This window comes from Streptomyces nogalater (genome assembly GCF_039532885.1).
Classification (GTDB): domain Bacteria; phylum Actinomycetota; class Actinomycetes; order Streptomycetales; family Streptomycetaceae; genus Streptomyces; species Streptomyces nogalater.
Window position 1 is genome coordinate 1 of the sequence record NZ_BAAASM010000060.1, and the last position, 22,010, is coordinate 22,010.

Annotated in this window: 21 protein-coding genes and 1 pseudogene; 10 read left to right on the top strand and 12 right to left on the bottom strand. The window is 70.0% G+C overall.

Annotated elements, in window-relative coordinates:
• Positions 1–144: 144 nt before the first annotated feature.
• The 4 genes from ABD350_RS31560 to tap are packed head-to-tail and all read right to left on the bottom strand — an operon-like array spanning position 145 to position 3,455.
• Positions 145–534 carry a hypothetical protein gene (locus ABD350_RS31560; RefSeq protein ID WP_344352354.1) on the bottom strand — a complete coding sequence of 130 codons (390 nt, stop codon included), beginning with the start codon at positions 532–534 and terminating at the stop codon, positions 145–147.
• 15 nt (positions 535–549) lie between these two features.
• Positions 550–1,110 (bottom strand): telomere-protecting terminal protein Tpg, encoded by a 561-nt coding sequence (gene tpg / locus ABD350_RS31565; protein WP_344352355.1) that lies wholly within the window; start codon positions 1,108–1,110, stop codon positions 550–552.
• Between the two features lie 4 nt (positions 1,111–1,114).
• Positions 1,115–1,360, bottom strand: coding sequence for a hypothetical protein (locus ABD350_RS31570; RefSeq protein ID WP_344352356.1), 246 nt, complete (start codon positions 1,358–1,360; stop codon positions 1,115–1,117).
• Positions 1,361–1,364: 4 nt separating this feature from the next.
• Entirely contained in the window at positions 1,365–3,455 is a 2,091-nt protein-coding gene (gene tap / locus ABD350_RS31575; RefSeq protein WP_344352357.1) for a telomere-associated protein Tap, read from the bottom strand.
• Between the two features lie 321 nt (positions 3,456–3,776).
• Here tap and ABD350_RS31580 point away from each other — a divergent pair, with 321 nt between their 5' ends.
• The 6 genes from ABD350_RS31580 to ABD350_RS31605 all read left to right on the top strand — a co-directional run bounded on the left by ABD350_RS31580 (position 3,777) and on the right by ABD350_RS31605 (position 8,757).
• Positions 3,777–4,010 (top strand): hypothetical protein, encoded by a 234-nt coding sequence (locus ABD350_RS31580; protein ID WP_344352358.1) that lies wholly within the window; start codon positions 3,777–3,779, stop codon positions 4,008–4,010.
• 413 nt (positions 4,011–4,423) lie between these two features.
• Complete coding sequence (locus ABD350_RS31585; RefSeq protein ID WP_344352359.1) at positions 4,424–4,855, top strand: YidB family protein; 432 nt, start codon at positions 4,424–4,426, stop codon at positions 4,853–4,855.
• Between the two features lie 1,009 nt (positions 4,856–5,864).
• Complete coding sequence (locus ABD350_RS31590) at positions 5,865–6,167, top strand: hypothetical protein (protein WP_344352360.1); 303 nt, start codon at positions 5,865–5,867, stop codon at positions 6,165–6,167.
• Positions 6,168–6,287: 120 nt separating this feature from the next.
• On the top strand, positions 6,288–6,548 hold the full coding sequence (locus tag ABD350_RS31595) for a type II toxin-antitoxin system Phd/YefM family antitoxin (protein WP_344352361.1): 261 nt from the start codon (positions 6,288–6,290) through the stop codon (positions 6,546–6,548).
• Positions 6,545–6,790: a type II toxin-antitoxin system RelE family toxin gene (locus ABD350_RS31600; RefSeq protein WP_344352362.1), complete on the top strand. Its 246-nt coding sequence runs from the start codon at positions 6,545–6,547 to the stop codon at positions 6,788–6,790. Before ABD350_RS31595 ends, ABD350_RS31600 begins: the two co-directional genes overlap by 4 nt.
• Before the next feature lie 185 nt (positions 6,791–6,975).
• Positions 6,976–8,757: a zeta toxin family protein gene (locus tag ABD350_RS31605; protein WP_344352363.1), complete on the top strand. Its 1,782-nt coding sequence runs from the start codon at positions 6,976–6,978 to the stop codon at positions 8,755–8,757.
• Here ABD350_RS31605 and ABD350_RS31610 read toward each other — a convergent pair.
• Entirely contained in the window at positions 8,721–8,996 is a 276-nt protein-coding gene (locus ABD350_RS31610; RefSeq protein ID WP_344352364.1) for a hypothetical protein, read from the bottom strand. The genes ABD350_RS31605 and ABD350_RS31610 overlap by 37 nt on opposite strands.
• A 198-nt stretch (positions 8,997–9,194) precedes the next feature.
• Between ABD350_RS31610 and ABD350_RS31615 the strand changes: the two genes are divergently transcribed.
• Positions 9,195–11,882, top strand: a complete 2,688-nt coding sequence (locus ABD350_RS31615; RefSeq protein ID WP_344352365.1) for an ATP/GTP-binding protein — start codon at positions 9,195–9,197, stop codon at positions 11,880–11,882.
• 275 nt (positions 11,883–12,157) lie between these two features.
• On the opposite strand, the pseudogene ABD350_RS38075 reads toward ABD350_RS31615, so the two are convergent.
• The 3 genes and pseudogenes from ABD350_RS38075 to ABD350_RS31625 form a co-directional block, all read right to left on the bottom strand.
• Positions 12,158–12,465, bottom strand: a pseudogene (locus tag ABD350_RS38075) (hypothetical protein); the annotation flags it as partial.
• 907 nt (positions 12,466–13,372) lie between these two features.
• Positions 13,373–14,014, bottom strand: coding sequence for a hypothetical protein (locus ABD350_RS31620; protein ID WP_344352366.1), 642 nt, complete (start codon positions 14,012–14,014; stop codon positions 13,373–13,375).
• Positions 14,015–14,559: 545 nt separating this feature from the next.
• Positions 14,560–15,231, bottom strand: coding sequence for a TetR/AcrR family transcriptional regulator (locus ABD350_RS31625; protein ID WP_344352367.1), 672 nt, complete (start codon positions 15,229–15,231; stop codon positions 14,560–14,562).
• A gap of 83 nt (positions 15,232–15,314) precedes the next feature.
• Here ABD350_RS31625 and ABD350_RS31630 point away from each other — a divergent pair, with 83 nt between their 5' ends.
• Both ABD350_RS31630 and ABD350_RS31635 read left to right on the top strand, forming a co-directional pair.
• On the top strand, positions 15,315–16,229 hold the full coding sequence (locus tag ABD350_RS31630) for an alpha/beta fold hydrolase (RefSeq protein ID WP_344352368.1): 915 nt from the start codon (positions 15,315–15,317) through the stop codon (positions 16,227–16,229).
• A gap of 67 nt (positions 16,230–16,296) precedes the next feature.
• Positions 16,297–17,535 carry an IS701 family transposase gene (locus ABD350_RS31635; protein ID WP_344352405.1) on the top strand — a complete coding sequence of 413 codons (1,239 nt, stop codon included), beginning with the start codon at positions 16,297–16,299 and terminating at the stop codon, positions 17,533–17,535.
• Between the two features lie 122 nt (positions 17,536–17,657).
• Here the strand turns inward: ABD350_RS31635 and ABD350_RS31640 are convergent, their stop codons facing one another.
• The 4 genes from ABD350_RS31640 to ABD350_RS31655 all read right to left on the bottom strand — a co-directional run bounded on the left by ABD350_RS31640 (position 17,658) and on the right by ABD350_RS31655 (position 19,934).
• Positions 17,658–17,960 (bottom strand): hypothetical protein, encoded by a 303-nt coding sequence (locus tag ABD350_RS31640; RefSeq protein WP_344352408.1) that lies wholly within the window; start codon positions 17,958–17,960, stop codon positions 17,658–17,660.
• 20 nt (positions 17,961–17,980) lie between these two features.
• Positions 17,981–18,247: a hypothetical protein gene (locus tag ABD350_RS31645; RefSeq protein ID WP_344352369.1), complete on the bottom strand. Its 267-nt coding sequence runs from the start codon at positions 18,245–18,247 to the stop codon at positions 17,981–17,983.
• Positions 18,248–18,299: 52 nt separating this feature from the next.
• Positions 18,300–18,563, bottom strand: coding sequence for a hypothetical protein (locus ABD350_RS31650; RefSeq protein ID WP_344352370.1), 264 nt, complete (start codon positions 18,561–18,563; stop codon positions 18,300–18,302).
• A 303-nt stretch (positions 18,564–18,866) separates the two neighbouring features.
• On the bottom strand, positions 18,867–19,934 hold the full coding sequence (locus ABD350_RS31655; RefSeq protein WP_344352406.1) for a pentapeptide repeat-containing protein: 1,068 nt from the start codon (positions 19,932–19,934) through the stop codon (positions 18,867–18,869).
• 1,108 nt (positions 19,935–21,042) lie between these two features.
• On the opposite strand from ABD350_RS31655, the gene ABD350_RS31665 reads away from it, so the two are divergent.
• Positions 21,043–21,999 carry a NucA/NucB deoxyribonuclease domain-containing protein gene (locus ABD350_RS31665; RefSeq protein WP_344352371.1) on the top strand — a complete coding sequence of 319 codons (957 nt, stop codon included), beginning with the start codon at positions 21,043–21,045 and terminating at the stop codon, positions 21,997–21,999.
• Positions 22,000–22,010 lie beyond the last annotated feature (11 nt).

Genomic DNA, 22,010 nt, shown 5'->3' on the forward strand with positions numbered 1-22,010 from the left:
TCAGGTACCTAACACTGGCTCAGCAACGACATCCCCGTAATGGCACTGCAACGGCACTTCACACCTACAGGGTGAGCGGCGGCACGAGGGCCGGGCCCCGGCAGTTGCGATGCCGGGGCCCGGCCCGAGGTGTGCTGACCGGGGTCAGGCGGCCGGGGTGAGGGCCAGGCGGTAGTGGCGGCCGGTGGCCAGGTGGACCGTGAGGGTGTCGCCGTCGGCGGTGGCCGCCTGGTAGGCGGGGTGGGCCAGGAGCGCGGGGACGACGACGTCGCGCAGCACGGCGGCGGCGGGACCGTCGGCCGGGGCCGGAGCGCCACTCGGGTCCTGGAACACCTCGCCGTCGGGGCCGGACTGGAAGTCGAGCACCCAGGAGCGCCCGGCCGCGGTGAAGACGATGTCGCCCTGGACGCCGGCGTCGGTGACGTCGCTGGTGTCCGGGTGGTTCTCCAGGACGTCGGCGAGGCGCACGGCCTCTTCGTCCACGGCGGTCAGGTGGCTCTTGTCGCGGTCGATGGGCGGATTTTCGGTGGCCATGATTTTCGCTCCTAGTCAGTAATCCAGATCGAGGTAGTCGATGTCGTTGATTTCCACGTCCGACAGTCCCATAGCGCGGGCGCCGCCGTCCTGGAAATACACTTCTTTAAGCCCTTCGGCGATGATTCCGCGCATCTGCTGGTCGCTGGCCCCCGCGTCGCGGGCGTCGAAGAGGCGCTGCGCGTACTCCGGGGGGAGGTGCACGGTGAGTCGCCGGAACCGTCCGTCGTCGGTCGTGCCGACCGGCGCGGTGTAGCCGAACCGGGCCCGGGTCTCCACTGTGATCCCGCCGGTGGTGGCGGCCTTCTTCTGCCGGCGCTTGCGCACCAGCGGCTGCCACCGCTGCCGTACGGCGTCGTCAATCTTCGCGGCGACGTCGGCGCGGGCGTGCTTGCGGGCGCCGCGCCGGTAGCGGTTCACGGAGTCGGCGGTGACCCCGAGCTCCTGGGCGACGGCCTTCGCGCTGCCGAACTGCCGGATCAGGAAGCTGACCTGACCCTTGAGGGTCTTGGGCGGCTCTTTGGTGAACGCCTCCCGGTCGGCGCGCTCGATGGCGTCCTCGATCTCTCCGGGCACGGCTTCAGCTCCCTTCGGGGGTCGGGTCCTGGCCGTCGGGGCCGACCAGGCGGAACCAGGTCTCGCGTGTCTGGCGCAGGTCATGCCGCCGCAACTCGAACCGCGGCGCCGTGCGGCGGGTGCGCGCGGCTTTCATACGCGCCTCCAGGGGGGCCAGCGTCTGCTCCAGCTCCGCGCCGACCTCCAGCGAAGCAGTGCCGCTTCGGGCGGATCGGCCCGAAGCGGCGGACCGGCTGGTGTCGGTGGCCACGGCCTTACTCGCCTTCGTCCATGACGGCGTCGCCGCCCTTGATGTGGCGGGCGGGGTTGAGGCCTTGCTCTATCAGGTCGACCGCCCACAGCATCGTCTGGACGCCCTCCAGCTTCGCCAGGCCCGGGGTGGGCCCGAGACGGAAGGCACCGGGGATGGGCTTGCCGGACTCCGCGTACGGGAGGAAGTCCAGCGGGCTCGCGCTGGGTGCGGGGTAGACGACGCAGTCGGAGAGCACCGCCAGCGGGTACAGGCCGGTGAACTCCGCCATCTTTAGCATCTTGCGGTGCATGTTGACCCGGGCCTTGCTGATGACGGCGGCGCGGATGTCCGGCCGCCAGGTCGGGCGCATCATGGCCGGCCACGGGTCGCCGTCCTTGTAGCCCTTGCCCTGCGGGTTCTCGAACAGCTTCCCGATGCCGCCCTTCACGGTCGCCTTGATCGCGGCGAGGACGGCGGCCATCGCCGGGTCGACGTCCTTGTGCCGCTCCATCGCCGCCAGGAACTCCGCGTCTGAGAGGTCCTTGGTGACGCCGAGGTCGGCGAGGGTGTCGACGTAGGCGGTCTTCAGGCGGTCGTGCCACGGGTCCAGGTACGCGCCGGTCTCCCGTCGCAGGTACGCCTCGATGGGCTGGACGTTGTAGCCGAGCTCCTGGGCGTAGGCGACGGTGTGCGTCTGGTACCAGGCCGGGCCCGTCGGGCGCTCGCCGGTCGGCGTGAACGGCGAGGGCAGGCGCGGGTCCAGCTCCACATGGGAGAGGTCGACCAGCCAGGAGCCGGGGATCTTCGGGTTGAACTTCGGGGCGTGGAAGTGCTCCGGAGCGGAGAGGCCGACGACCAGTCGGGCTGCGGCGGCGAGGAAGGCGGTGTTCAGGTCCAGGCCCACCGCGTAGGGCAGCGTGCATTCCTCATCGGTGAGCAGGCTCACCGGGCGCACCCACTGGTACGCCTCCTCATGGAGAAAGCCGCCCTTCCAGCCGGAGTGGTAGACCGCTGGGTGTTCGGGCTGGCCCTCCGGCGGCGCCGGGTCCATCGGCTCCGTACCCAGGCTGCCGGGGTTGTGGCCGGAGACCCAGTTGCCGGTTTCCTCGTCGCGGACCGGCCGGGTCGGCGGGCGCAGTGCGGTCATCAGCTCCAGGCCGGAGACGGCCGTCGACCCGCGCGGGGTGATGACGCGCTGGGCGTACACGCCGAGGACGCGGGCGACGTCGGCCGGCTCCATCTCCGCGACGCCGGGCCAGGCCCGGGAGTCGAGGGCGTCCCACGGCAGGACCGCCAGCTGAACACACTGACGGTCGCGGCCCTGCGCCTTGCGGTAGATCCGCGCCCACGGCCCGAAGCCGCGCTGGGTGAGCTGCCACTTCGCTTTTAGTACCTGCTTGATGACCGGGTGGTCCTCGGGCAGGCGCAGGCCGCGCCGGTCCTCCAAGCGCTCGGGGAGCCCGAGCTTCACGGCCGCGGCCGCCGTGAGGACGATCAGCGGGTCCTGGTCCTTGCCGTGACGGTGCAGCTTCGGCGCACCGAGACCGGACTCGCGCAGCGTCCACTCCACCAGCTCCACCACGGTGGTCGCCGGGCAGTCGAGGACCAGGCCGTTGATGCCGTACGCGGAGCCGTCGCCGTCGAGGACGGCGAGCGGGCCGTGCGGGAAGCGCGGGTCGACGGCGGGCGCGGCGGCCTTCTTCGCCGCCAGGCGCCGGGACGACGTCGCCGGGCGCGCGACCGGTGCGGCAGGAGCCTGAACTGGCGCGGCGGCCGCCTGTTCCGGGGCGGCCGGGCCGCTGAACGTCTCGGGTACCTCCGGCCGCAGCGCGACGGCCGGGGCGGGCGCAGCAGGGACGGCGTGCGCGGGGTACTTCGCCGCCCATCCCTTCAGCAGCCGCTGATACGCCTCCAGGCGCGGCGACTTCGGCTCGGAGCGGCCGTTCTCGTAGTTCTTGACCGTCTGCACGCTCGTCTTCAGGGCCTGCGCGAGACGGGCCTGGGTGATTCCGGCGGCCTCGCGAAGCCGAGCGCGTTCCGCCGGGGGCGGGAGCTGCGGCTCTTCCTCCAGCAGTGCGTCGATGTTCGCGAACAGCTCTTCCTCGGACGCCATGGCGATCTCCTCTCGTGGCCTCACTCTAGCAGTCTTTACCCTAAATATTTATCCCTTTCTTTAACCCTTTCGGAGGGAGTTCTTGGTCCGGGGTGGACGTCCGGCGCAGGCCCTGGCTCACACCTCACAGGCTCCGCGTACGACCCGCTCACCTGAGGAAACGCGGCGTAAGGCTCATAGGAGGCGGGCCGGGTTGCCGAGAGATCGCCCCGTCGACCGGGCGGGTGTCGTCTGCCACGGAGAGGTCAGTTCGGACGCCGGCGACGACAGCAACAAGCACGACCAGGCACCCGCCGGGCCGGCCGACGATGGCACGGATCAATGACCACGCTGTGGCGGACCGTGCTGTCCGCGCTCCAGGACCCTGACGCTCCCGGCCGCGAGGAGACCATCGCCTGCGGCGCCGCCGCGCTCGCCTGCAAGCGGACCGACGAGGCGAGCGTCGAGGACGTGCTGGAGATCGGGCTGTACGAGTTCGGCGTCGTCATCGAGCCGCACACCGCCAAGGCCGCTCTCGCCGCCCACCGAGTGACGGCGCCCGAGCAGGAGCGTTGAACCGGTGACGACCACCAGCTCCCTCGCGGCTGCACCAACCGCAGCCGCCCGGCTGGTCGAGATCGAGCCGTACGTGCTGCGGCCCCGGGTGCCGGGCGGTACCGGGGGCCGCCGACCTGCACGAGTCCCGTGGGGTCCTGCTTCGCCCTGTGCACGCGTCACCCCACCAACGCCCACCACGCCGACAAGGACACGATCGGCGTCAACATAGTGGCCCGTCCGTCTGCCCAGCCCCCTGCCTTCCGGGGGTCCATATCGAGCTGCTCGCATACACTGCACGTGACGCTATGTAATTCAGTCGCCACAGTCGGCGACGTGGAGAGGGGACGGAAAGAATGCCATCAGAGCCGCTCGGTCCCGGGGCCAATGCGCGTGCCGCAATTCTTGCAGGCGTCAACGTTCTCGCTGACGACATGAAGGTGACTCTGGGACCGAAAAGTGCCATGGTGGCACCCGCGGAGGAGCGAGTACGGGAGGTTGGCACCGAGGCTTCGCCCGAGGGGCGGCACGGAGTGACGCCGGAGATCTCTGACCCGGTGATCCGCGACAACCTGGGTGCGCTCCTGAGCCACCTGGCGGATCAGGGATACGCGGACCATGTGGGCTCGTGGGTCAGCGACAGCGCTGCCAACGTGCCAGTCACCGGCGAACAGTTGCTGAGCGCCCTGCCCGAGAGCGCCTTTGCCAAGGCTGCCGGGGCAGCGGGCCTTTCGGTACAGGAGTATGCCGATCAACTCGCAGAGGCCCTGCCTGTTCTCGTGGATACGACGACCCCTCACGGCGAATTGCCGCCGGAGGGCGAGTTCGAGCGTCTGGTGAAGCGGTTCGTCTCCATCGGCGAATAGCATCTGTCCGGTGGGCTGGGTACCCGCTCCGCGAGTAGATCGTTCCCGTCGGTGCGGGGCGAGGCGGGTGTCAGGCCTGAAGAACAACGTGGTGGTGCGGGCCCGGCTGTGGTGGCCGGGCCCGCATCCGTGTCCGGCCGGTCCGCGGCCAGCTGTACCTCGGTGAGCTGCTCCTGCTGTCCCTGGCCAAGGCGAACGGCGCCTCGCCCAAGGAGTACCGGCAGTGGGCGGGGCAGTGGCTGCGTACGAGCTCTCCCCGCCTCCCCGAGTAGACCTCGGCGAGCGAAACCGCTGGAGCCGCAGCCCGTACGCCAGCACCATGGGCATGAGGGCGGGGAGCGTGACGGCCCCCGCCCTCACCTCTACCTCGGCGCCGCTGCCTTCTTCGCCGCCAGGACCCGTTCGCGGTGCGGGATCTTCGCCTCCGCGCTCGACCCGTCGCTGTAGCGGACGACGCACCGCTGCCGCGGCTGCGCCGGGCACTGCGTGCACGAGATGTCGATCCAGGCCGTCGCCGGGTCCGCCCCCCGGTGCCACACGCCCGCGCACCGGCGGAGGCGTCAGGTCCTGCTTCCGCTGCCGGGGCGGACGCTGGGGCCGCTCGCTCTTGGCCGACGGGTCGCACGACGCGTGAACGGGCTTGCCCCTCGTACCGCGCGCCCTGCTGTACACCGTCGGGGACTCGGTCGTCGGGTCACCACACATCGCGCAGATCAGCGGACCCCGCTTGGGCCGCTGCTTCTGGGTCGCCTGCGGCTTCTGCGCGGGCACGATCTCCGTGGTGCCGTCCGCACGGGTCACCGTGACCGCGGAGGCCGGCGGAACGCTGTACGAGCGGAGCTTCGGAGTGGCGGTGTGGGTCTGCCCCTTGCATCCGCCACGGCCGATACGTCGGGTCATGGGCAGATCGTAGAGCTGCGGGACCACGCGCCGTGCCGCTGACACTTCCCGTGGCAGAGCAACTGACGTTCTCGTGGCAGACGACAGCGGGCTCGCTACGGTGGCGACCATGGCGGATCAGAGCGAGGCACAGACGTGGTCGACACGGGCGCGGCCGGGTGCTGTCGAGCTCCCGCCGGGCGCACCGGTCGGGGCGGTGCGGATGGTCACCGGCACCCGGGCCCGGCAGGTGAACGACCAGGAGGCCCGCGACTTCGGGATCTCCACCGACCGGGCCTGCCTGGAGATCGAGCAGATCTTCTACGACGCCGATGACGATGTACTGCGGCACACGATCACCGTCGACTACAGCGGCCAGCCGTACGTCACCTGGCACGTGCCCACCGCCGAGGAGCTCGCGCGCCGCGAGTAGCCGGCCCCGGCCTCCTGGCCCTTCCCGGCGATCGGCGGATCGGGCTGGGCGCGGCCGGCATGGTGCTCACGACGACATCGACAGCAGTCCCTAAGTGCACACTTGTGTAAGGTGGTGTGCATGACGGAGGCGACGTACTCGATCGTGGAAGCCCGCGCCCGTCTGGGCGCTATCGCGCGCGAGGTCAGCGCCACCCGGGAACCGGTCGCCATCACCGATCACGGGCACACCATCGCCATGCTGGTCAGCCCCGCCGACGTCCTGGAGCTGCAGGAGCTGCGGGCGCTGGCCGCCTACCGCGGGCGGCAGGCCCGGGGTGAGGACGCCGGCGTGCCGCACGATGAGGCCTTCCGGCGGGTGTTCGGCGGAGCTGAGGCGTGAGCTACGAGGTCATCTGGGAGCCGGAGGCCCTGGCCCAGGCGGAGCGGTTCGCCAAGGACGACCCCGACGGGGTGCGGCAGGTGTTCACCGCCGTCGACCGCCTCGCCGGTAATCCGCGGCCCGACGGGGCGTTCGGCAGCGCCGATCTGCTGCGCATCCACGTCGGCGTCTACCGCGTGATGTACGAGATCAGCGACCGGCAGGTCCGCGTCAGCGTCATCCACCTCGGTCGCCTGCGCTGATCCCTCACTCCCCTTCCAGTGCGCCCGGCCCTCCGGCCGGGCGCACCCGTGTTCTCCGCTCGTGGTCCGTGTTCGTGGAGGAGTACGTGAGTTCCCCGTCCCCGCACCGTCAGGCCGACGTCCCGCCCGCGCCGGTTCTTCCCGGCGCCCTGTGTGGCGCGGTCGCCGGCCTTGTGGATGCTGCGTTGTCAGAGTCGGAGAGCCGCCAGGTCCTGGAGCAGGTGATCATCCCGTCGGTCACGAAGGGGGCCGTGCACCAGTCGCGTCCGGTCGTCGTGGTTGTCGCCGGGCAGCCGGGCGCAGGGAAGACCGAGATCGCCGATCTGGTTCAGGCGGCTCTGGACCGCCGGGGCGGCGCCGTACGTATCGGGCGGGACCTCTACAAGCCGGCGCACCGCCGGTACGCCGAGCTCCTGGCCGCCGATGTCCGCACCGCCGGCGTCAAGGTGCGCCCGGACACGAGCCGCTGGCAGGCCGAAGTCGAGGCCCACGTCCGCGCCTGCGGCTTCGATGCGGTGGTCGAGTCCGCCCTCGCCGATCCGCAGGAGTTCAGGGCGTCGTCGCACGCCTACCGGCGGGCAGGACACCGGATCGAGGTCGTTGCGGTCGCGGTGGCGGAGGCGTGGAGCCAGCTCGGGATCCTGGACCGCTTCCTGGCCGATCCGAGGTACGTGTCGTGGGAGAACCACGACACCTGTGCCCAGCAGCTGCTCACGACGCTGGCGGTCGTCGAGGCCGAGCATCTGGCCGACCGCGTCACTGTCGTACGGCGCGACGGCACCGTGCTGTACGACAACGAGTTCGCCGACGGCAGCTGGCGGCGCCGGCCGGCGGCCGGGCGAGCGGTGGCGTACGAGCGCTCCCGTCCCTGGAGTGCCCAGGAGACCGCCGTCTTCCGTCGGGACCTCACCCGGGCTGATCAGCGGCTGCACCGTGAACTGCGCTGCGAGGACCGGCGCCTGGCCGTCCAGCGCGACGCCGAACGTGCCGCCGCGCTCGCCGAGCCCGTACGGCGCATCGCTCAGCCGCGACGGCGGGCACCGGGCGTGGACTACCACCGGCTGTCGGCCGAGGAACACCGCTGGATCTTCGACGAGCTCATCGCGCCCTCCTACCTGAGCGGCATCGTCAGCCGCGAGGATCCACGGGCGGTCTACGTCCTGGGCCAGCCTGGCGCCGGAAAGCTGATGGCTGCCCGGATGGTGCGCCGCGCGATGCGGCCGGGGACGACCCGGCTGGTCGGCGACGACTTCAAGGTCTCGCACCCCGATTACTTCCAGCTGCTGCGCGACGATCCCCGCAACGCGGGGGCCGCGATCCGCGCCGACTACCGGGCCTGGTTCGCCCGGGCCGAGCAGTACGTACGGGACCGGCGCGGCGACGTCCTGATCGAGGCCGCCCCCGGCAGCGTGGAGGAATTCCTCGCCAGCGCGCTGCCCTACGCGGCCGCCGGCTACCCGGTCGAGCTCGTTGTCCTGGCCGTCCGGGAAGCCGACAGCCGGCTCGCCACCGCACTGCGGTATGCCCGCGCGCTGCAGATCGGCGGGACCGGCCGGTACACCAGCCGATCCGGGCACGACACCTGCTTCAGGGCACTCGCCGACGTCGTCGCCGCCGCTGAGCGGCACCCTCAGATCGCGGCGATCACGGTGATCCGCCGGGACGGGCAGGCACTGCTGCGCCACGAAGCCGGCAGCGCGGGACGAGCGTCGTGGGCGCTTGCCGCGGAACGGCTCCGCCCCTACACCGAGCAGGAGGCCGCCGCGTTCCTGCGGCTCCACCAGGCGCTGCGCCGGGCGCTGCCAGCCCACCGGAACGAACTGGACGAGATCGCCGCGATGGCCCGGCCCCTGATGCCGCCTCGGGTGCAGCCGGCCCGGATCGACCAGCCGCACCCGTCCATCTGGCCTCTGCCCGTCCGGGCCCGGGGCTACGACTCGTTGAGCTCCTTCAGCCGAGCCGCGTAGACGGCGGCGATCCGCCCGGCCTCCTCCGGGCCGGCGGTCGCCAGCTGCGCCTGGTCGGCGAGCGCGGCCTGACGGCCGGCCTTCAGCTCCTCGATCCGGTCCTCGTCGGGCAACGGAGCGCGGCGCTCCTTGGTGATCTGGGCGTTGTACCAGTTCACCACCTCCTGGACGGCGTCCTCCGCCTGCTGCTCGTCGCCGCCTTCCAGGCCGGAGAAGTCGGGAGTGGGGGTGTCGGACACGGCTACCACCTTCGTCGTGATCTTGATGGGAAACGGTCATTGTCTCCCTGGCCGATTCCGGTGGCACAGTGCCGCGACGCGCCGGTGTCCGGCGCGGAAGCGCCTTCGCACCCCGGGGCGGGCGGGGGATGCTTCCCCAAGGAGCCGGTGCGGGGCATAGGTTGGCCCGAAGGTGATCATCGATTTCGGGGGTTGGACGTGGCAGGTCGGGATCTGCGGGCGCTGTTCAGCACCAACGACCGGGCCCTTCAGGCCGGGGAGGCGTTCACCAACCGCGAGCTGCAGTGGGAGCTCACTGCGGCCGCGCTCACCGCGCACCTGCGGCACACCGCCGCCCCCGGCTTCGACATCGAGGACCTGGAGACACCGCGCGACAACGTGCTCGTCTTCCACGGGGTCGGCGGCATCGGCAAGACGACGCTGTCCCGCAAGATCGAGGCCGCGCTCGCCGGCGCCGAACAGCGGCCCGCCCAGTGGGGGGAACCCGGCTGGGCCGGTGAGCGGATCCTGCCCGTACGCGTCGACCTCGCCCGTTCGGCCGGCACCTCCTTCGAGGACCTGGTGCTGACCATCCGAGCCGCGCTCAGCGCGCTCGGCCGCCCGCTGCCCGCCTTCGACCTGGTACTGCGCCGCTACTGGGACCACCGGCATCCCGGCGAGCCACTGGAGGAGTACCTGCGCCGCGGCGGCCTGACGGCCCGGTTCGGCAAGGCACTGCCGCAGCAGATGCAGTCGGCCATGGCCGACGTCGCCCAAGCCCTGCTCCTGCCCGGCACCGTCGGAACGGCGGTCGGCCAGCTGACCGGCGCCCTCGTGCGCGCCCTGCGGGAGCGGCGCCAGACCGTCCGCGCGCTCGCCCGGTGCGCCCGGCTCGCCGACCTGCTCGAGGCCGAGCCCGACCTGGAGGCGCTCAGCTTCTACCCCCACCTGCTGGCGTGGGAGCTCGCCCAGCTGCCGGCGGACAAGAAGGTGACGCCGGTGATCCTGCTGGACACCTTCGAGGACGTCGGCGACCGCACCCACCGCGACCTGGAACGCCTCATCCAGCGGGTGGTGTGGCTGATGCCGAACGCCTTCTTCGTCGTCACCGGCCGCTCCCGCCTGCAGTGGGCCGACCCCGCCCTGCAAGGCCAGCTCGACTACACCGGGCCCACCGCCTGGCCCGGCCTGACGGCCCCCGCCTCACCGATCCCCGCCCAGCAGGCCGCCAGCGCCCCCGGGCGGGGGCGGCAGATGCTGGTCGGCGACTTCTCCCCCGAGGACTGCGACGACTACCTCGCCCGCCGGCTCTCCCGCGACGGACGGCCGCTCATCAGCAGCGAGATCCGCCAGGTCATCACCGACCGCTCCCACGGCCTGCCCCTCTACCTCGACCTATCCGTGCTGCGCTTCCTGGAGATCCGCCGCACCCGCGAACCCGCCCCGGCGGATTTCGACCACGACTTCGGCGCCCTGATCGCCCGCACCCTGTCCGACCTCACCCCCGACGAACGCCACGTCCTGCGCTCCGTCAGCCTGCTCGACGCCTTCGACCTCACCCTCGCCACCACCGCGGCCGGCCTCACCCACCAGGCCCCCGCCCAGCGGCTGATCGAGCGGCCCTTCGTCCGCGAGAACCCCTTCGGCGTGTGGCCCTACCACCTGCACGGCCTGATCCGCTCCACCATCCGCAGCGCCGACGACGCCACCGACGACCGCTGGACGGACAGCGACTGGGCCCGCGCCGCCGAACGCGCCCTGGCCGCCCTCGGCGCCCAGTGGACCACCGCCCAGGACAGCGGCGGCCGCAACCGGCTGCTGCTCGTCGGCTGCCTGCGCCAAGGCCTCCCGCTCGCCCGGGACTTCCGCCTCCCCCTGGGCTGGCTCGCCGAGGCCGCCTGGGCCTACGTCAGCGACTCCGTTTGGGAACCCCTCGCCCCACCCACCCGCACCGGCGCCACCCGCGACGGTCTGGAGACGCCCGCCGACGCCCTGGTCGAACTCCTCGCCGCGCTCGCCCGCCGCCAGCACGAACACCGCTCCACCACCGCCGCCCGGCTCACCACCGTCACCGACAGCCGGCTGCTGCCGGCCGACCTGCACGAGATGGGCCTCTACTACCTGGCCAAGGCCCACCGCGACCTCGGCGACTCCGCCGCCTCCCGCCAGGGCATGCAGACCGTCGCCGCGGGCGGCGGCCGCCTCGCCCCCGCCGCCCGCCGCGGCCTGGCCCACCTCGCCCGCCTCGCCGGGGACTTCCCCACCGCCCACGCCACCGCGCGCACCCTCGGCTGGGCCGGCCGCCAGCACCGCGTCGAAGGCGACATCTACTGGCCCCACGGCGACATGCACCGCGCGGCCACCGCCTACGCCGCCGCCCGCGACCAGGCCGACCAGCACGGTGTCGCCGGAGAACGCGCCACCAGCCAGACCCATCGCGCCCTCGTCCTCGCCTTCACCGACCCCGACACCGCGGACGACGAAATCCACCTCGCCGAGCAGCTCCTCACCGGCCTCGATCTCCGCGCCACCAACCTCACGCTCCGGATCGCCGCGCTCGCCCGGGACGCTGGCACCCTGCCCGGCCTTGAGGCCGCCCGTGTCCTGCGTGCCGAGAGCCGCGACGCCGGTATCACCGCGGCCGAAGCCGTCCTCGACGTGGTCCTCGCGTTCCACCACGCCGTCCTCGGCGATCACGACAAGGTCCGCACCACCGCCGACCGGCTCCGCGACCCCGCCCGGAACGGCGACTACGCCTACTACGCCGACATCGCGCACTTCATGGCCGGACAGTCGCTCCCCCAGCCCTCCACCACCCGCTGGCTCGAGCCCGAGGACACCGTACGCAGGCGCTGGGAGACACTCGTCGCCGAGCGCCGACACCACCTCGGCATCCGGCAGCCGTGACCACCGAGGCTCTCCGCGCCGGGCGGTGGCAGGACGCATACGGCTGTGGTCCGGGACACAACAGCCGGTGTGTCCCCGGTTTACACCGCAGGCGGGCACTCGGAGTCGTCACCAGACTTTTCACTCGACGGAAGTGCATCGTCTCGACGGGGGCGACTCCCGTCACGGAGCTTCCTGGCGCCCCGGAGAGCGGCACCCAACACAGAGAGGAGGAAGTCGTTCACGTGGACAGACCGGCGCGCGCAAAGAGGTCCGGCCGCGCGCCGACCCTTTCGGCCGCTGCCGGTGATCGCGCCGCCCGCGGAGACGGAGCAGACCAGGTCGGCCCACTCGGGCCGGCCGGCGCAGGCGCCGGTGCCGGTCGCGGACCAGTAGGTCCTCACGCGGGTGCCGGCGTCAGTACCGCTGGCGCCGGGCAGGTACTGCTTGGTGACACGGCCCTGGGCGTCGTACTCGGTGGTCTCCGTGATCGCCGCCCCGCCCGGGTCCTTGTTCGTCTTGGTGGGCAGGCCCTTGGCCCAGTCGTGGACGGTCTGGGTGACGCGGGTCTCCCCTGTACACGGGGCTGCTCACGGACCTGGGTGGCGGTGAACGGCACGTGTTCCCCGACCGCAGGGACGCCGGCGTGCCTGCCCGCGTCGGCGACCTGCCGTTCGGTGGCCAGGACGGACAGGGACGGGATGGTGACACGGCCGGTGCCGTGCGAGGCCTCGATGTACAGGCCGGTGAAGAACGGGGCGGCCAGGGCGGTGTGGTCCAGGGCCGCGGTCAGGTTCATGCGGCGGCGCCCTGATGGGCGCGGATCTTCGCTCAGGCATCCTGGCCGGCCTGCTGGACCTGCTTGGTGTAGTCGAGACCCGGAAGGCGAGGTAATAGACCTAGTGACGCGGAGCCTGCCAAGTGGCTCCGGCAGGCTCCGCGACGAACTTCAAGGGTGGGGTGTTCTCGAGTCAAAGGTGCTTAACTGCGGTCCGGTGGATTTGGGTCCCACCCTACAGCGAAAGCCCATTTCTCCTCATGTGACGAGGTGAACTTTATTGACGCCTGAGAATGTTTCCTAGAGAATCGGATTTCGTTCAAACTCGGCACGATCACCTTTTCGCAGGCGATCGGGAACGATATATGTGCCGGCTCAATTGAGACCCTCAGTTTGCCCGACCCCTGACAGTTGACCGCTATCGCGAGGGTCTTCCCCTTCGCAATTCCATCCGGAATGGAGTATTCCGAGTTTCCGGTCACTGATGTGTCACTGATGATCGGCCGTATATCCCGCGCGCTGAGATTAGGCGCCTTGGATGTGGTGGCGGCATGCGGGTCATGACTGGCGCTTACAGCGGGAATGGGCACCTTTGAGGTGTGTTCCGCGGGCGCAGCGGAAGCGGAAGGGTGTCGGGGAGTGGACTCTCCCTCGCCGGCACAGCTGACCGACGTCACGGCGAGCGCGGCAAGTGTCATGCCGCTGATCAGGGTGCGATGCCGACGCGGACCCATCAGGCGTTCGTTTCCCAGATGTACCAGCCGACGTAATCCGGCGTGTAGCTGGTCACGGTCACCTTGGGTGTCGTCTTGCAGCTCTCCAACTGGCGCCAGCTCGTGCCCTGGTTGCGCAGCCGGTAGACGCCGTAGGCGGCGTGGGTGGTCTTGTGCGCTGGCGTGGGGACGCTCATCTCGTTGCCGAGCTTCGCGGTCATCGATGCCGACAGCGTCACGTCGTACTTCGCTTCGATCTTGGCGATCATCGCTTCCACGCTGACCGCCAAGCTGCCGGAAATGGAGACACCCACCGAGCCGGTTACCTCGGAGGTGAACTTTGACGTCGCCGTGTGTGAGGTGTTGTTGGTGTTCCCCAGCTTGGGGCCGACGCCCTTGTGGTGGTCGCCGCCCTTGTAGCTGGGCGTGTAGTAGTTGTAGACGTTACAGTCCACACGATCCGGCTCATTTTTCGAGTGATCTCCGCCGGAGCTGGGAATGTCAGGCTCGACGTTCACCTTGTCGGCAGGGATGTCGACTACACCGGTGTCGGCGGGGTCGGTCTCCTGGGGCTCCGCCGTGTTCACCACTAAGCTTCCGTCCGACTCGGTGCCGTCCGCCATGGCGGGGGAGGCACCCACGCAGATGGCGAGCAGAACCATGGAGGGAATTATGCATGCGGGCTTTTTGAGGTTCACTTCGATCCATTCTCCGCCACCCCCCCTTGGGTTGGCGTGTGCTAGATACTTGCAGTAATGGTGTAATCGGTCAAGATTTCGAGGGCCTCTTGAGCGCGATCTGAGGTTGGAGCAAAAAGCTTGCAAATCTCAGTCAAAGGTCGGCAATGTGAGCCCTCTGTAATCTGCGTGTCCCACACTTTCCCCACCGATCTAACCGCCAGCGGGGCTGGCCACCCATGCACCCGTGCCGGGCTACGGCCAGAGCGGCCGGGAGGTCCAGGTCGAGCACGGTGATGCCCGGCAGGGCGGCCAGGTGCTCCGCCGTGCCCGCCCGCGTACAGGTACCAGTCGGCCTAGTACTCCAGCCGTAGATCGTGATCGCGCGGTCTGGGCAGACGCGGAGGCGGCTGCGGCGCCATGTCCTGGGCAAGGTTGAGCGAGCCCCGTTTCTGCCGATCTCGCCGCTTTGACGTAGGCCGGGGCGGTCGGGGGGCTGGTACTCGGGTGTGCGCTGGGGCTGTGGCGAGTCAGCCCAGCACTCCGGTGAGAGCGCGGGTGAGTACGGTGGCGAAGCGGTCGCGGGAGTTGCGTTCGAGCTGGGGGTCGGCGAGCAAGGCGGAGATGCGGGGGTGGGTGCCGGCGGTGGCCACGTGACTCAGGAAGGCGGACTGGCGCTGGGCGCTGGGGTCTGCGGCAGCCAGTTCATTCTGGACGAACAGCGCGGTCAGAGCGTTCAGTACGGCGAATGCCTCGAGTTTGTGGGCGGCCTCGGCCGGATGGTCGGCGAGCACGTCGAGTAGGTGCTCGAGCAGGTCGGTCCCGTGCGGGCCGAGGGTGGGACGCGTGACGACCAGGACCGGCAGCCAGGGGTGGCGTCGCATGATCTGTCGAGCCTGGTGGGCGATTTCCAGAAGGTCCGCCTGCCAGTCGCCACTTGGGACGGGTAGGCGGTATTCGCCGGCGGTCCTGTCGATCATCAGGTCGAGCAGGTCGTCGCGGGTGGCCACATAGCGGTAGAGCGAGGCGGCACCGGTGCCCAGGGCCGCGGCGAGGCGGCGCATGGATACGGCGTCCAGGCCCTCCCGGTCGGCCAGTTCCACTGCAGCGGCGGTGATTTCGGCGCGGCTGCGCTCGGCCGGACGTCCGACCGGTGCCTGCTCCGGGCGCAACCAGATCACCGGTTCTCGCTGTCCTGCCACTGCCACCTCCCGCGTTGCCGCCACTCTACCTTTCCCAATACGGTGTTCGCGAACAGTGTTTGCGTACGATGAGGAGAGTCGACATGCCGCGCTTCGCGGACAATGACGGAGTCCAGATCGCCTTCGAAGACCTCGGCGGGGCCGGCGGCGACCCGCTGCTGCTGGTGATGGGGCTGGGGACGTCGCGGTTCTGGTGGCCGGACGGACTGGTGAACGAATTGGTGCACCACGGCTTCCACGTCGTGGCCTACGACCACCGCGACGCCGGTCAGTCCACGCACCTGCCTGACCGGCGCGTGGGTCCGCCGATCGCAGCCCTCCTGCGCCGCGAGCCCCCGGCCTACAGCGCCGAGGACCTGGCCGACGATGCGATCACCGTCCTCGACACGCTCGGCTGGGAGCGCGCCCACCTCTTCGGTCACTCCATGGGCGGGCTCGTGGCACAGCGCATCGCGATCCGCCATCCACAACGCGTGCACACTCTCACCACCTCCTCGGCCGTCCCCAGCGACGCGAAGGGACTGAGCGTCCTGCGCTACCTGCGCCTGGCACCCCTGGTCCGCTTCGCCAGGTTGCATCACCCCCAGACCCCGCAGGGCAACATGGCCCTGGCCCTGGCCGTCGCCCGCATCCTGGCCGCACCCGGCCAGCACATCGACGAGTACGACGTGCGTGAGTTCGTGGACAAAGAGGCCGCGCACCAGGTCGCCAGCTTCCGCGACCAGAAGGCACAGAGCCGCCAGATCGGTGCGAAGTGGCACGGCGGCCCGCTCGCCAGGATCACCGCGCCTACCCTGGTGCTGCACGGAGAGCGGGATCCGCTGCTGCGCGTGTCGGCTGCACGCGACCTCGCCGCTGCCGTCCCCGGCGCCCACCTGCGCACCCTGCCAGGCGTCGGACACTTCCTGATCGGCGACGTCTGGGCTACTTACGCCGACGAACTGCGCGCGCTCGCCGACCGGGTCGACGACCAGCCGTCCACTGTCTATGAAGACTGAAGATCATGCGGTGGCCGCGGGGCACAGCGTCGATCCTGTCCGCTGGCAGGCGGCGTTCGAGGTCCTGATGGGCCGGATAGCGGGCCGGTTCGCGCGCGTCGAACCCCGGCGCCGAGTGAGGGACTTGGTGCTGGGACTGCTGTCGGACCTGCCACGCAAAAACTGCTGGAGCATCGCCGAGTGGGCCGGGGAGGCGAGTCCGGACGGCATGCAGCACCTGCTCGGCCGAGCCAGGTGGGACGCCGACGCAGTGCGTGATGACGTGCGTGAGTACGTGCTGGAGCATCTGCACGACGAGGACGCCGTGCTGGTGGTCGACGAGAGCGGGGATGTGAAGAAGGGCACGCACACCGTCGCTGTCCAGCGCCAGTACACCGGCACCGCCGGCAGAATCGAAAACGCGCAGGTCGCCGTCTATCTCGTCTACGCGGGAGTGCGCGGGCACGCGGCGGTGGACCGTGAACTGTACGTTCCGCGCTCGTGGACGTGCGACCCGGACCGCTGCCAGGCAGCCGGGCTCGGCGACGACACCGCCTTCGCGACCAAGCCGGAGCTGGGCGTCCGGATGATCGGCCGGTTCCTGGACGCCGGGCACCGTGTGGGCTGGGTCGCGGGCGACGAGGTCTACGGCGGCAACCCGAAGCTGCGGTCCGCGCTGGAAAAGCGCAAGGTCGGCTACGTGCTCGCGGTGGCCTGCTCAGCCGAAGTCATCACCGGTGCGGGGAAGTTCCGCGCGGATGCCCTGGCCGCGAAGGTGCCCAGGCGGGCCTGGCAGAAGCTGTCGGCCGGGGCCGGCGCCAAGGGGCACCGTTTCTACGACTGGGCCGTCATCGACCTGGCCGAGCCCCGGCCCGGCAGTCACCGGCTGCTGATCCGCCGCAACCGCACCACCGGTGAACTGGCCTACTACCGCTGCTTCTCGCCCGCCCCGGTACCCCTGGCGACCCTGGTCCGCGTCACCGGATCAAGGTGGCGAGTGGAAGAAACCTTCCAGGCCGGAAAGGGCCTGGCCGGACTGGACGAGCACCAACTCCGCCGCTTCACCTCCTGGTCCCGCTGGGTCACCCTGGCCATGCTCGCCCACGCCTTCCTCGCCGTCGTGCGCGCCAACGAACACGCCCGCCATCCCGCCCCCCACGGGCTGATCCCGCTCACCTGCAACGAAATCCAGCGCCTGTTCACGACGCTTGTCGCCCGGCCCGTGCACGACGTGGCCCACCGGCTCCGCTGGTCAGCCTGGCGACGCCGCCACCAGGCCCGAGCACAGACCAGCCATTACCGCCGACAAGCCGCGAATCAGACATGAAGATCACGATCTACGGCTGGAGTACTAGGCGTGAGCGCGGTGGATCAGATGGGAAGCGAGAACGTTGCCCTGGCCGGCCGCGGCCATAGCGGTGTCATCAAGGATGATGTACATGGCGTCGCTCACCGGACGGCCACCTGGGCCAGGCGGCGTTCCACCACGCCGTCCTCGGCGATCACGACAAGGTCCGCACCACCGCCGACCGGCTCCGCGACCCCGCCCGGAACGGCGACTACGCCTACTACGCCGACATCGCGCACTTCATGGCCGGGCAGCCGTTCCCCCAGCCCTCCACCACCCGCTGGCTCGAGCCCGAGGACACCGTACGCAGGCGCTGGGAGACACTCGTCGCCGAGCGCCGACACCACCTTGGCATCCGCCAGCCGTGAAACCGCGCAGCCGACCGCACCAGGCGGCGACCACACGCATACGACTGTGGCCCGGGTCACACCAGCCGGTGTGTTCCGGGCCACAGCCACAAGGAAGGGGTCAGCCCGGCGTCGGTGTTCCGGCCGACGAGCCGCGTCAGCAGCTCCCCAACCTGCGCCTGATTCCGGTCGACCTCCCCGGCCAGACCCCGGACCTCCTCGGTGAGGCTGCTCACCTTCGCGTCCAGGTTCCCCACCTGCTGATCAAGGTTGCCGACCTGCAGCCGCACCGCGGTCAGATCGCTCTCGACGATCCCGAACTCCCGGTCCGTCCGCTCCGCCACATCCTCGAAACGCCTGCTGAGAGGAGCGATCCCACTTTGTGCGGCGGACAAGTTAAAGGGCGTCCGGGTCGACGCCCTGCGCACGCGCCAAAGCGAACAGAACCCGCTCGATCGTGTCCAGGCGATCGGCGATCGACCGCTCTCCCGGCGCGCCGACGGCGTTGGCGAGGGAGTCGATGTTCCCGAACGCGGTGCGCTGCTGCTCACGGATCGTCGTCAGCTGCTCGCTGTGCTCCGCCAGCGTCCGGCCAGTACGGAACGCCTCCGCCTCCAGGTCCCGCAGCCGCTCGTCGTGCGTCGCCGTCTCATTCACCATGCCCACTATCCTGCCAGGCCCGCACACCACGATCAGCCGCCCTCGAAGTAAGCAGCACGGATCAGCCCTGGGCGGTGTCAAGCGGGGTGATGCCGGTGCCGGCGTACAGCTCGGGTTCCAGTGACGGGACGGTCAACGGTTCGCCGGCCTTCAGTCCTGCCAGGCGATGCCGGACGCAGCACGGCACGCTCCTGATGGTGGACCTGCCAGCGCCCCTCAAGCACCTTGTCCTCCAGGTCGCGGCCCGCTCCGGCATCGCTGGATAACGGGTGGTCCGCCAGCACCGCGGCCCTCGTGCTCCAACTACTCAGTCTCGGGCATCCAGAGAGAAGAAAGAGCGACTGTCGCAGAAGCCGTGCCGACGGCATCGAGTAGTCCAAGGGGAGCGGGCCCGGTCGCGCTGGCGAAGGACACCTGGCCACCGAGAAACGTCGAGCCGCGGAAGGACACCCCGCTGCCGGAGAACACCGCGCCGAAGTCCATGCTGCCGCCGGAGAACGTCACACCGCGGAAGGACACCTGGCCGTCGGCGAACCGTGCGCTGCCGAAGGACACTCTGCTGCCGGCGAATCTCGCGTCGCGGAAGGACACCTCCGCTCCGGAGAAGCGTGTGCCGGCGAAGGACACCGTGCCGCCGGAGAACCTCGCGTCGCCGAACGATACCTTGCGGCCGATGAACTGTGTGCCGGTGAAGAACACCTGGCTGCCGGAGAATGTCACGTTGCGGAAGGACACCTCCGCTCCGGAGAACTGTGCGCCGGCGAAGGACACCGTGCCTTCGGAGAACCTCGCGCCGGCGAAGGAGACCGTGCCGCTGGAGAATGTTGCGCCGCGGAAGTCCATGCTGCCGTCGACGATGACATCGGTGAGGTCAAGATCGCAGCCCTGCCAGGAGCCGTAGGCCCCCTGCGGGCGTCGGTAGTGGTCACCGATGAGGCGCAGGATCGTGTGCCGGACCTTGCGGGAGGCCAGATAGCGGTGATGTGCCTCCTGGTGGGCGGGGTCTTCTCCGGGGTCTGGGGTGAAGGGGAGCTGGAGGTAGGCGCAGAGGACGTCGATACAGGTCTGGCGGAGGGCCTGGTTGGGGGCGTCGTCGGCGAGGCCGGCCAAGGCGTGGACGCCACCGAGTTGGACCGCTGGGGAGTTTGAACCGAGTTGTTCAACGGCTTGGGTGAAGCGTTCGGTGTGGAGCCGGGTGGCTTCTCGGTGAGCGCCGGCTTCGTCGACGCGCTGACGGCGGTAGGCGACGACGAGCGCAACGAGCGCCCCAGCTCCGGCGACCACTCCGAAGGACAGTTTCACCAGGTCGAAGAGTGTCTTGGCATCGAGCTTCCTGGTGTTGCCGATCTCCTGGTACCCCAGCAGGTACACCAAGCCGTAGAAGATGCCGCCGGCCGCCAGGACCGCGGCCGCGAAGGTGACGGTCAGGGCCCGGCCGACCTTCCATAGCCGCAGCTCCCGATCACCCGGGGACGATCGCGACCGTCGGTTGACTGTCATGGTGATGAAGACAAGGCGTGGAGACTTGCGGTTGCAGTGCTTCCGGCGTGCCGGTATTCACCACGTCAACCACAGGGTCGGTGGAGTCGGTGCGGGCGGGTGCCCCGGCGCGCTCCCACAGCTTCCGTGCCTCGGGTGAGCAGATCGGCGCCGTCGTTCGGCTGCGCCACGGTCGGCTCGGGTGCGACCGTGGCGGGTGTCAGCTGCGGGGCGGGAGCGGCTAGGGCGGGTGTGCCGAGAGAACGGCATGACCAGGTAGCCGGCCGCAGCCCATCCGGCGGCGAGCAGCCCGTCCAGCCAGTGGGGGCCGAAGCCGGGGTGTGCTTCGCGGCGACGTCGACGGCGGCGGCCAGGACCAGCACCAACGCAGGATCCTGCGTCCGCCGCCGGGCTCGTCGCTCTTGGCGGCGAGGACCCAGCCGCCGAACCCGGCGGCGCCGGCCAGCTGCACCACGGTGTTGACAGGGCTGTCGGGGGCAACGTTCGGGGCCACGGCCAGCACGGGCGCGACGAGGGTGCAGGCGAGGCCTGGCCGACGCCGTCCTCCCGGTCGAGCGGCAGACTGCCTCGCGCCGTGCGCCTGTATGCGTCAACTGTCCGATACGGTGCACTAGTTCGTCTCAGAGAAGCCTTTGCTGCCCGCCCCTCCCGTGATGTGATCACTGCGAGTGACATGACCGTCACATACGTCACTCTGACGTGACCATTTCACGGGGAGAAGAAGTTCGTGCGTTTGAGAACGCTCATAACGTCAGGAGCAGTCCTGTGCGCACTGCTCGGGTCAACGGCGGCAGCACCATCCGGCGCTGCCGTGGCCGGCACCCAACGGCCGGAGGTCACCGGTGCTCCGGCAGCGTCGGCAGACAGCACCGGTCAGCAGGTGCAGCGCAGCGGTCAAACTGTCGTCCGCGCAGACGCTGGCGCGTGCGCCACCGCCCGGCAACAGGCTCTGTCGGCCCGGCACAAGTACGCCGCGTGTGTGCAGCCCATCAAGGTCACCGACGGCATGCGCGCGGCAGCGCGTGACCCGATGTGGAAGTGGCCGGACTGGTGCGATGACCACGGCGTCGCGAACGTCTGGTACATCACCCGTATCAACGGGTGCGGGGTGTTCGGTGTCGAGCTCAAGGTGCTCGACACCCGCGGCAGGCAGGTCGGCGGGATCAAGTACATGATGGTCGGCTACGAGTTCTCCGACCGCACTCTGTCCCGCTGGGCGTACCAGGTTGCGCTGTTGGAGTACCAGCGCTGGGGCCAGGGCACGGCCGGCACGAAGGCCCAGGGGTCCGCCTCCTGCCGGGGCAAGTGCAAGATCGCCAACGGCAGCTTCCCCTCGCAGACCATCAGCGCGAGCAAGGACCCGTACGGCCAGTATTTCGTCGACACCACGATCAACATCCGCCAGCGCGGCCAGGCGGGCAGCGGGCGCGCCGTCATCACGCACCACTTCACGAACCCGGCCTGGGGCACATCCACCCCCGTCGAACTGGCCACCTCGGACGTGCGCTGCGACACGGCGCTTCCCGGGCGCACCACACAGGTGGGCTGTATCAACCCTGGTTACGTCCCGGAGATGGTGTACAACAAGCGCGGCGAGTACCCGGAACTGGCCAAGCACATCACCTACGCCCAGGACGTGAAGAAGCTGCCCGGCAAGCACGGCACCAAGCAGTACCTGACACGGCTGACGAACAAGGACAAGATCACGAAGAACCGCAACAAGGCCTGCCCGTCCAGCCGGCCCCGCCCGCGGGGCAAGAGCTGCGACGAGTACCCTTTCGCCACGACCTGGCAGGGCGCTTCCACCGGAAGCGGCAAGTTCAGCTGGCGCATGATCGACGCCAAGCAGAACAGCCAGGGCGGCAACGCCCTGAACAATTTCTACACCTACAACCGGATCATCGAGAAGGACCGGTTCCTGGTCTGGATCAAGTAACCGTCCACCGG

Bases quoted from the DNA above. Each gene is read 5' to 3' on its own strand.
- ABD350_RS31560 (WP_344352354.1), bottom strand. From the start codon at position 534: ATGGCCACCGAAAATCCGCCCATCGACCGCGACAAGAGCCACCTGACC.
- tap (WP_344352357.1), bottom strand. From the start codon at position 3,455: ATGGCGTCCGAGGAAGAGCTGTTCGCGAACATCGACGCACTGCTGGAG.
- ABD350_RS31580 (WP_344352358.1), top strand. From the start codon at position 3,777: ATGACCACGCTGTGGCGGACCGTGCTGTCCGCGCTCCAGGACCCTGAC.
- ABD350_RS31585 (WP_344352359.1), top strand. From the start codon at position 4,424: ATGAAGGTGACTCTGGGACCGAAAAGTGCCATGGTGGCACCCGCGGAG.
- ABD350_RS31590 (WP_344352360.1), top strand. From the start codon at position 5,865: ATGGCGGATCAGAGCGAGGCACAGACGTGGTCGACACGGGCGCGGCCG.
- ABD350_RS31595 (WP_344352361.1), top strand. From the start codon at position 6,288: ATGACGGAGGCGACGTACTCGATCGTGGAAGCCCGCGCCCGTCTGGGC.
- ABD350_RS31620 (WP_344352366.1), bottom strand. From the start codon at position 14,014: ATGGTTCTGCTCGCCATCTGCGTGGGTGCCTCCCCCGCCATGGCGGAC.
- ABD350_RS31630 (WP_344352368.1), top strand. From the start codon at position 15,315: ATGCCGCGCTTCGCGGACAATGACGGAGTCCAGATCGCCTTCGAAGAC.
- ABD350_RS31635 (WP_344352405.1), top strand. From the start codon at position 16,297: ATGGGCCGGATAGCGGGCCGGTTCGCGCGCGTCGAACCCCGGCGCCGA.
- ABD350_RS31650 (WP_344352370.1), bottom strand. From the start codon at position 18,563: ATGGTGAATGAGACGGCGACGCACGACGAGCGGCTGCGGGACCTGGAG.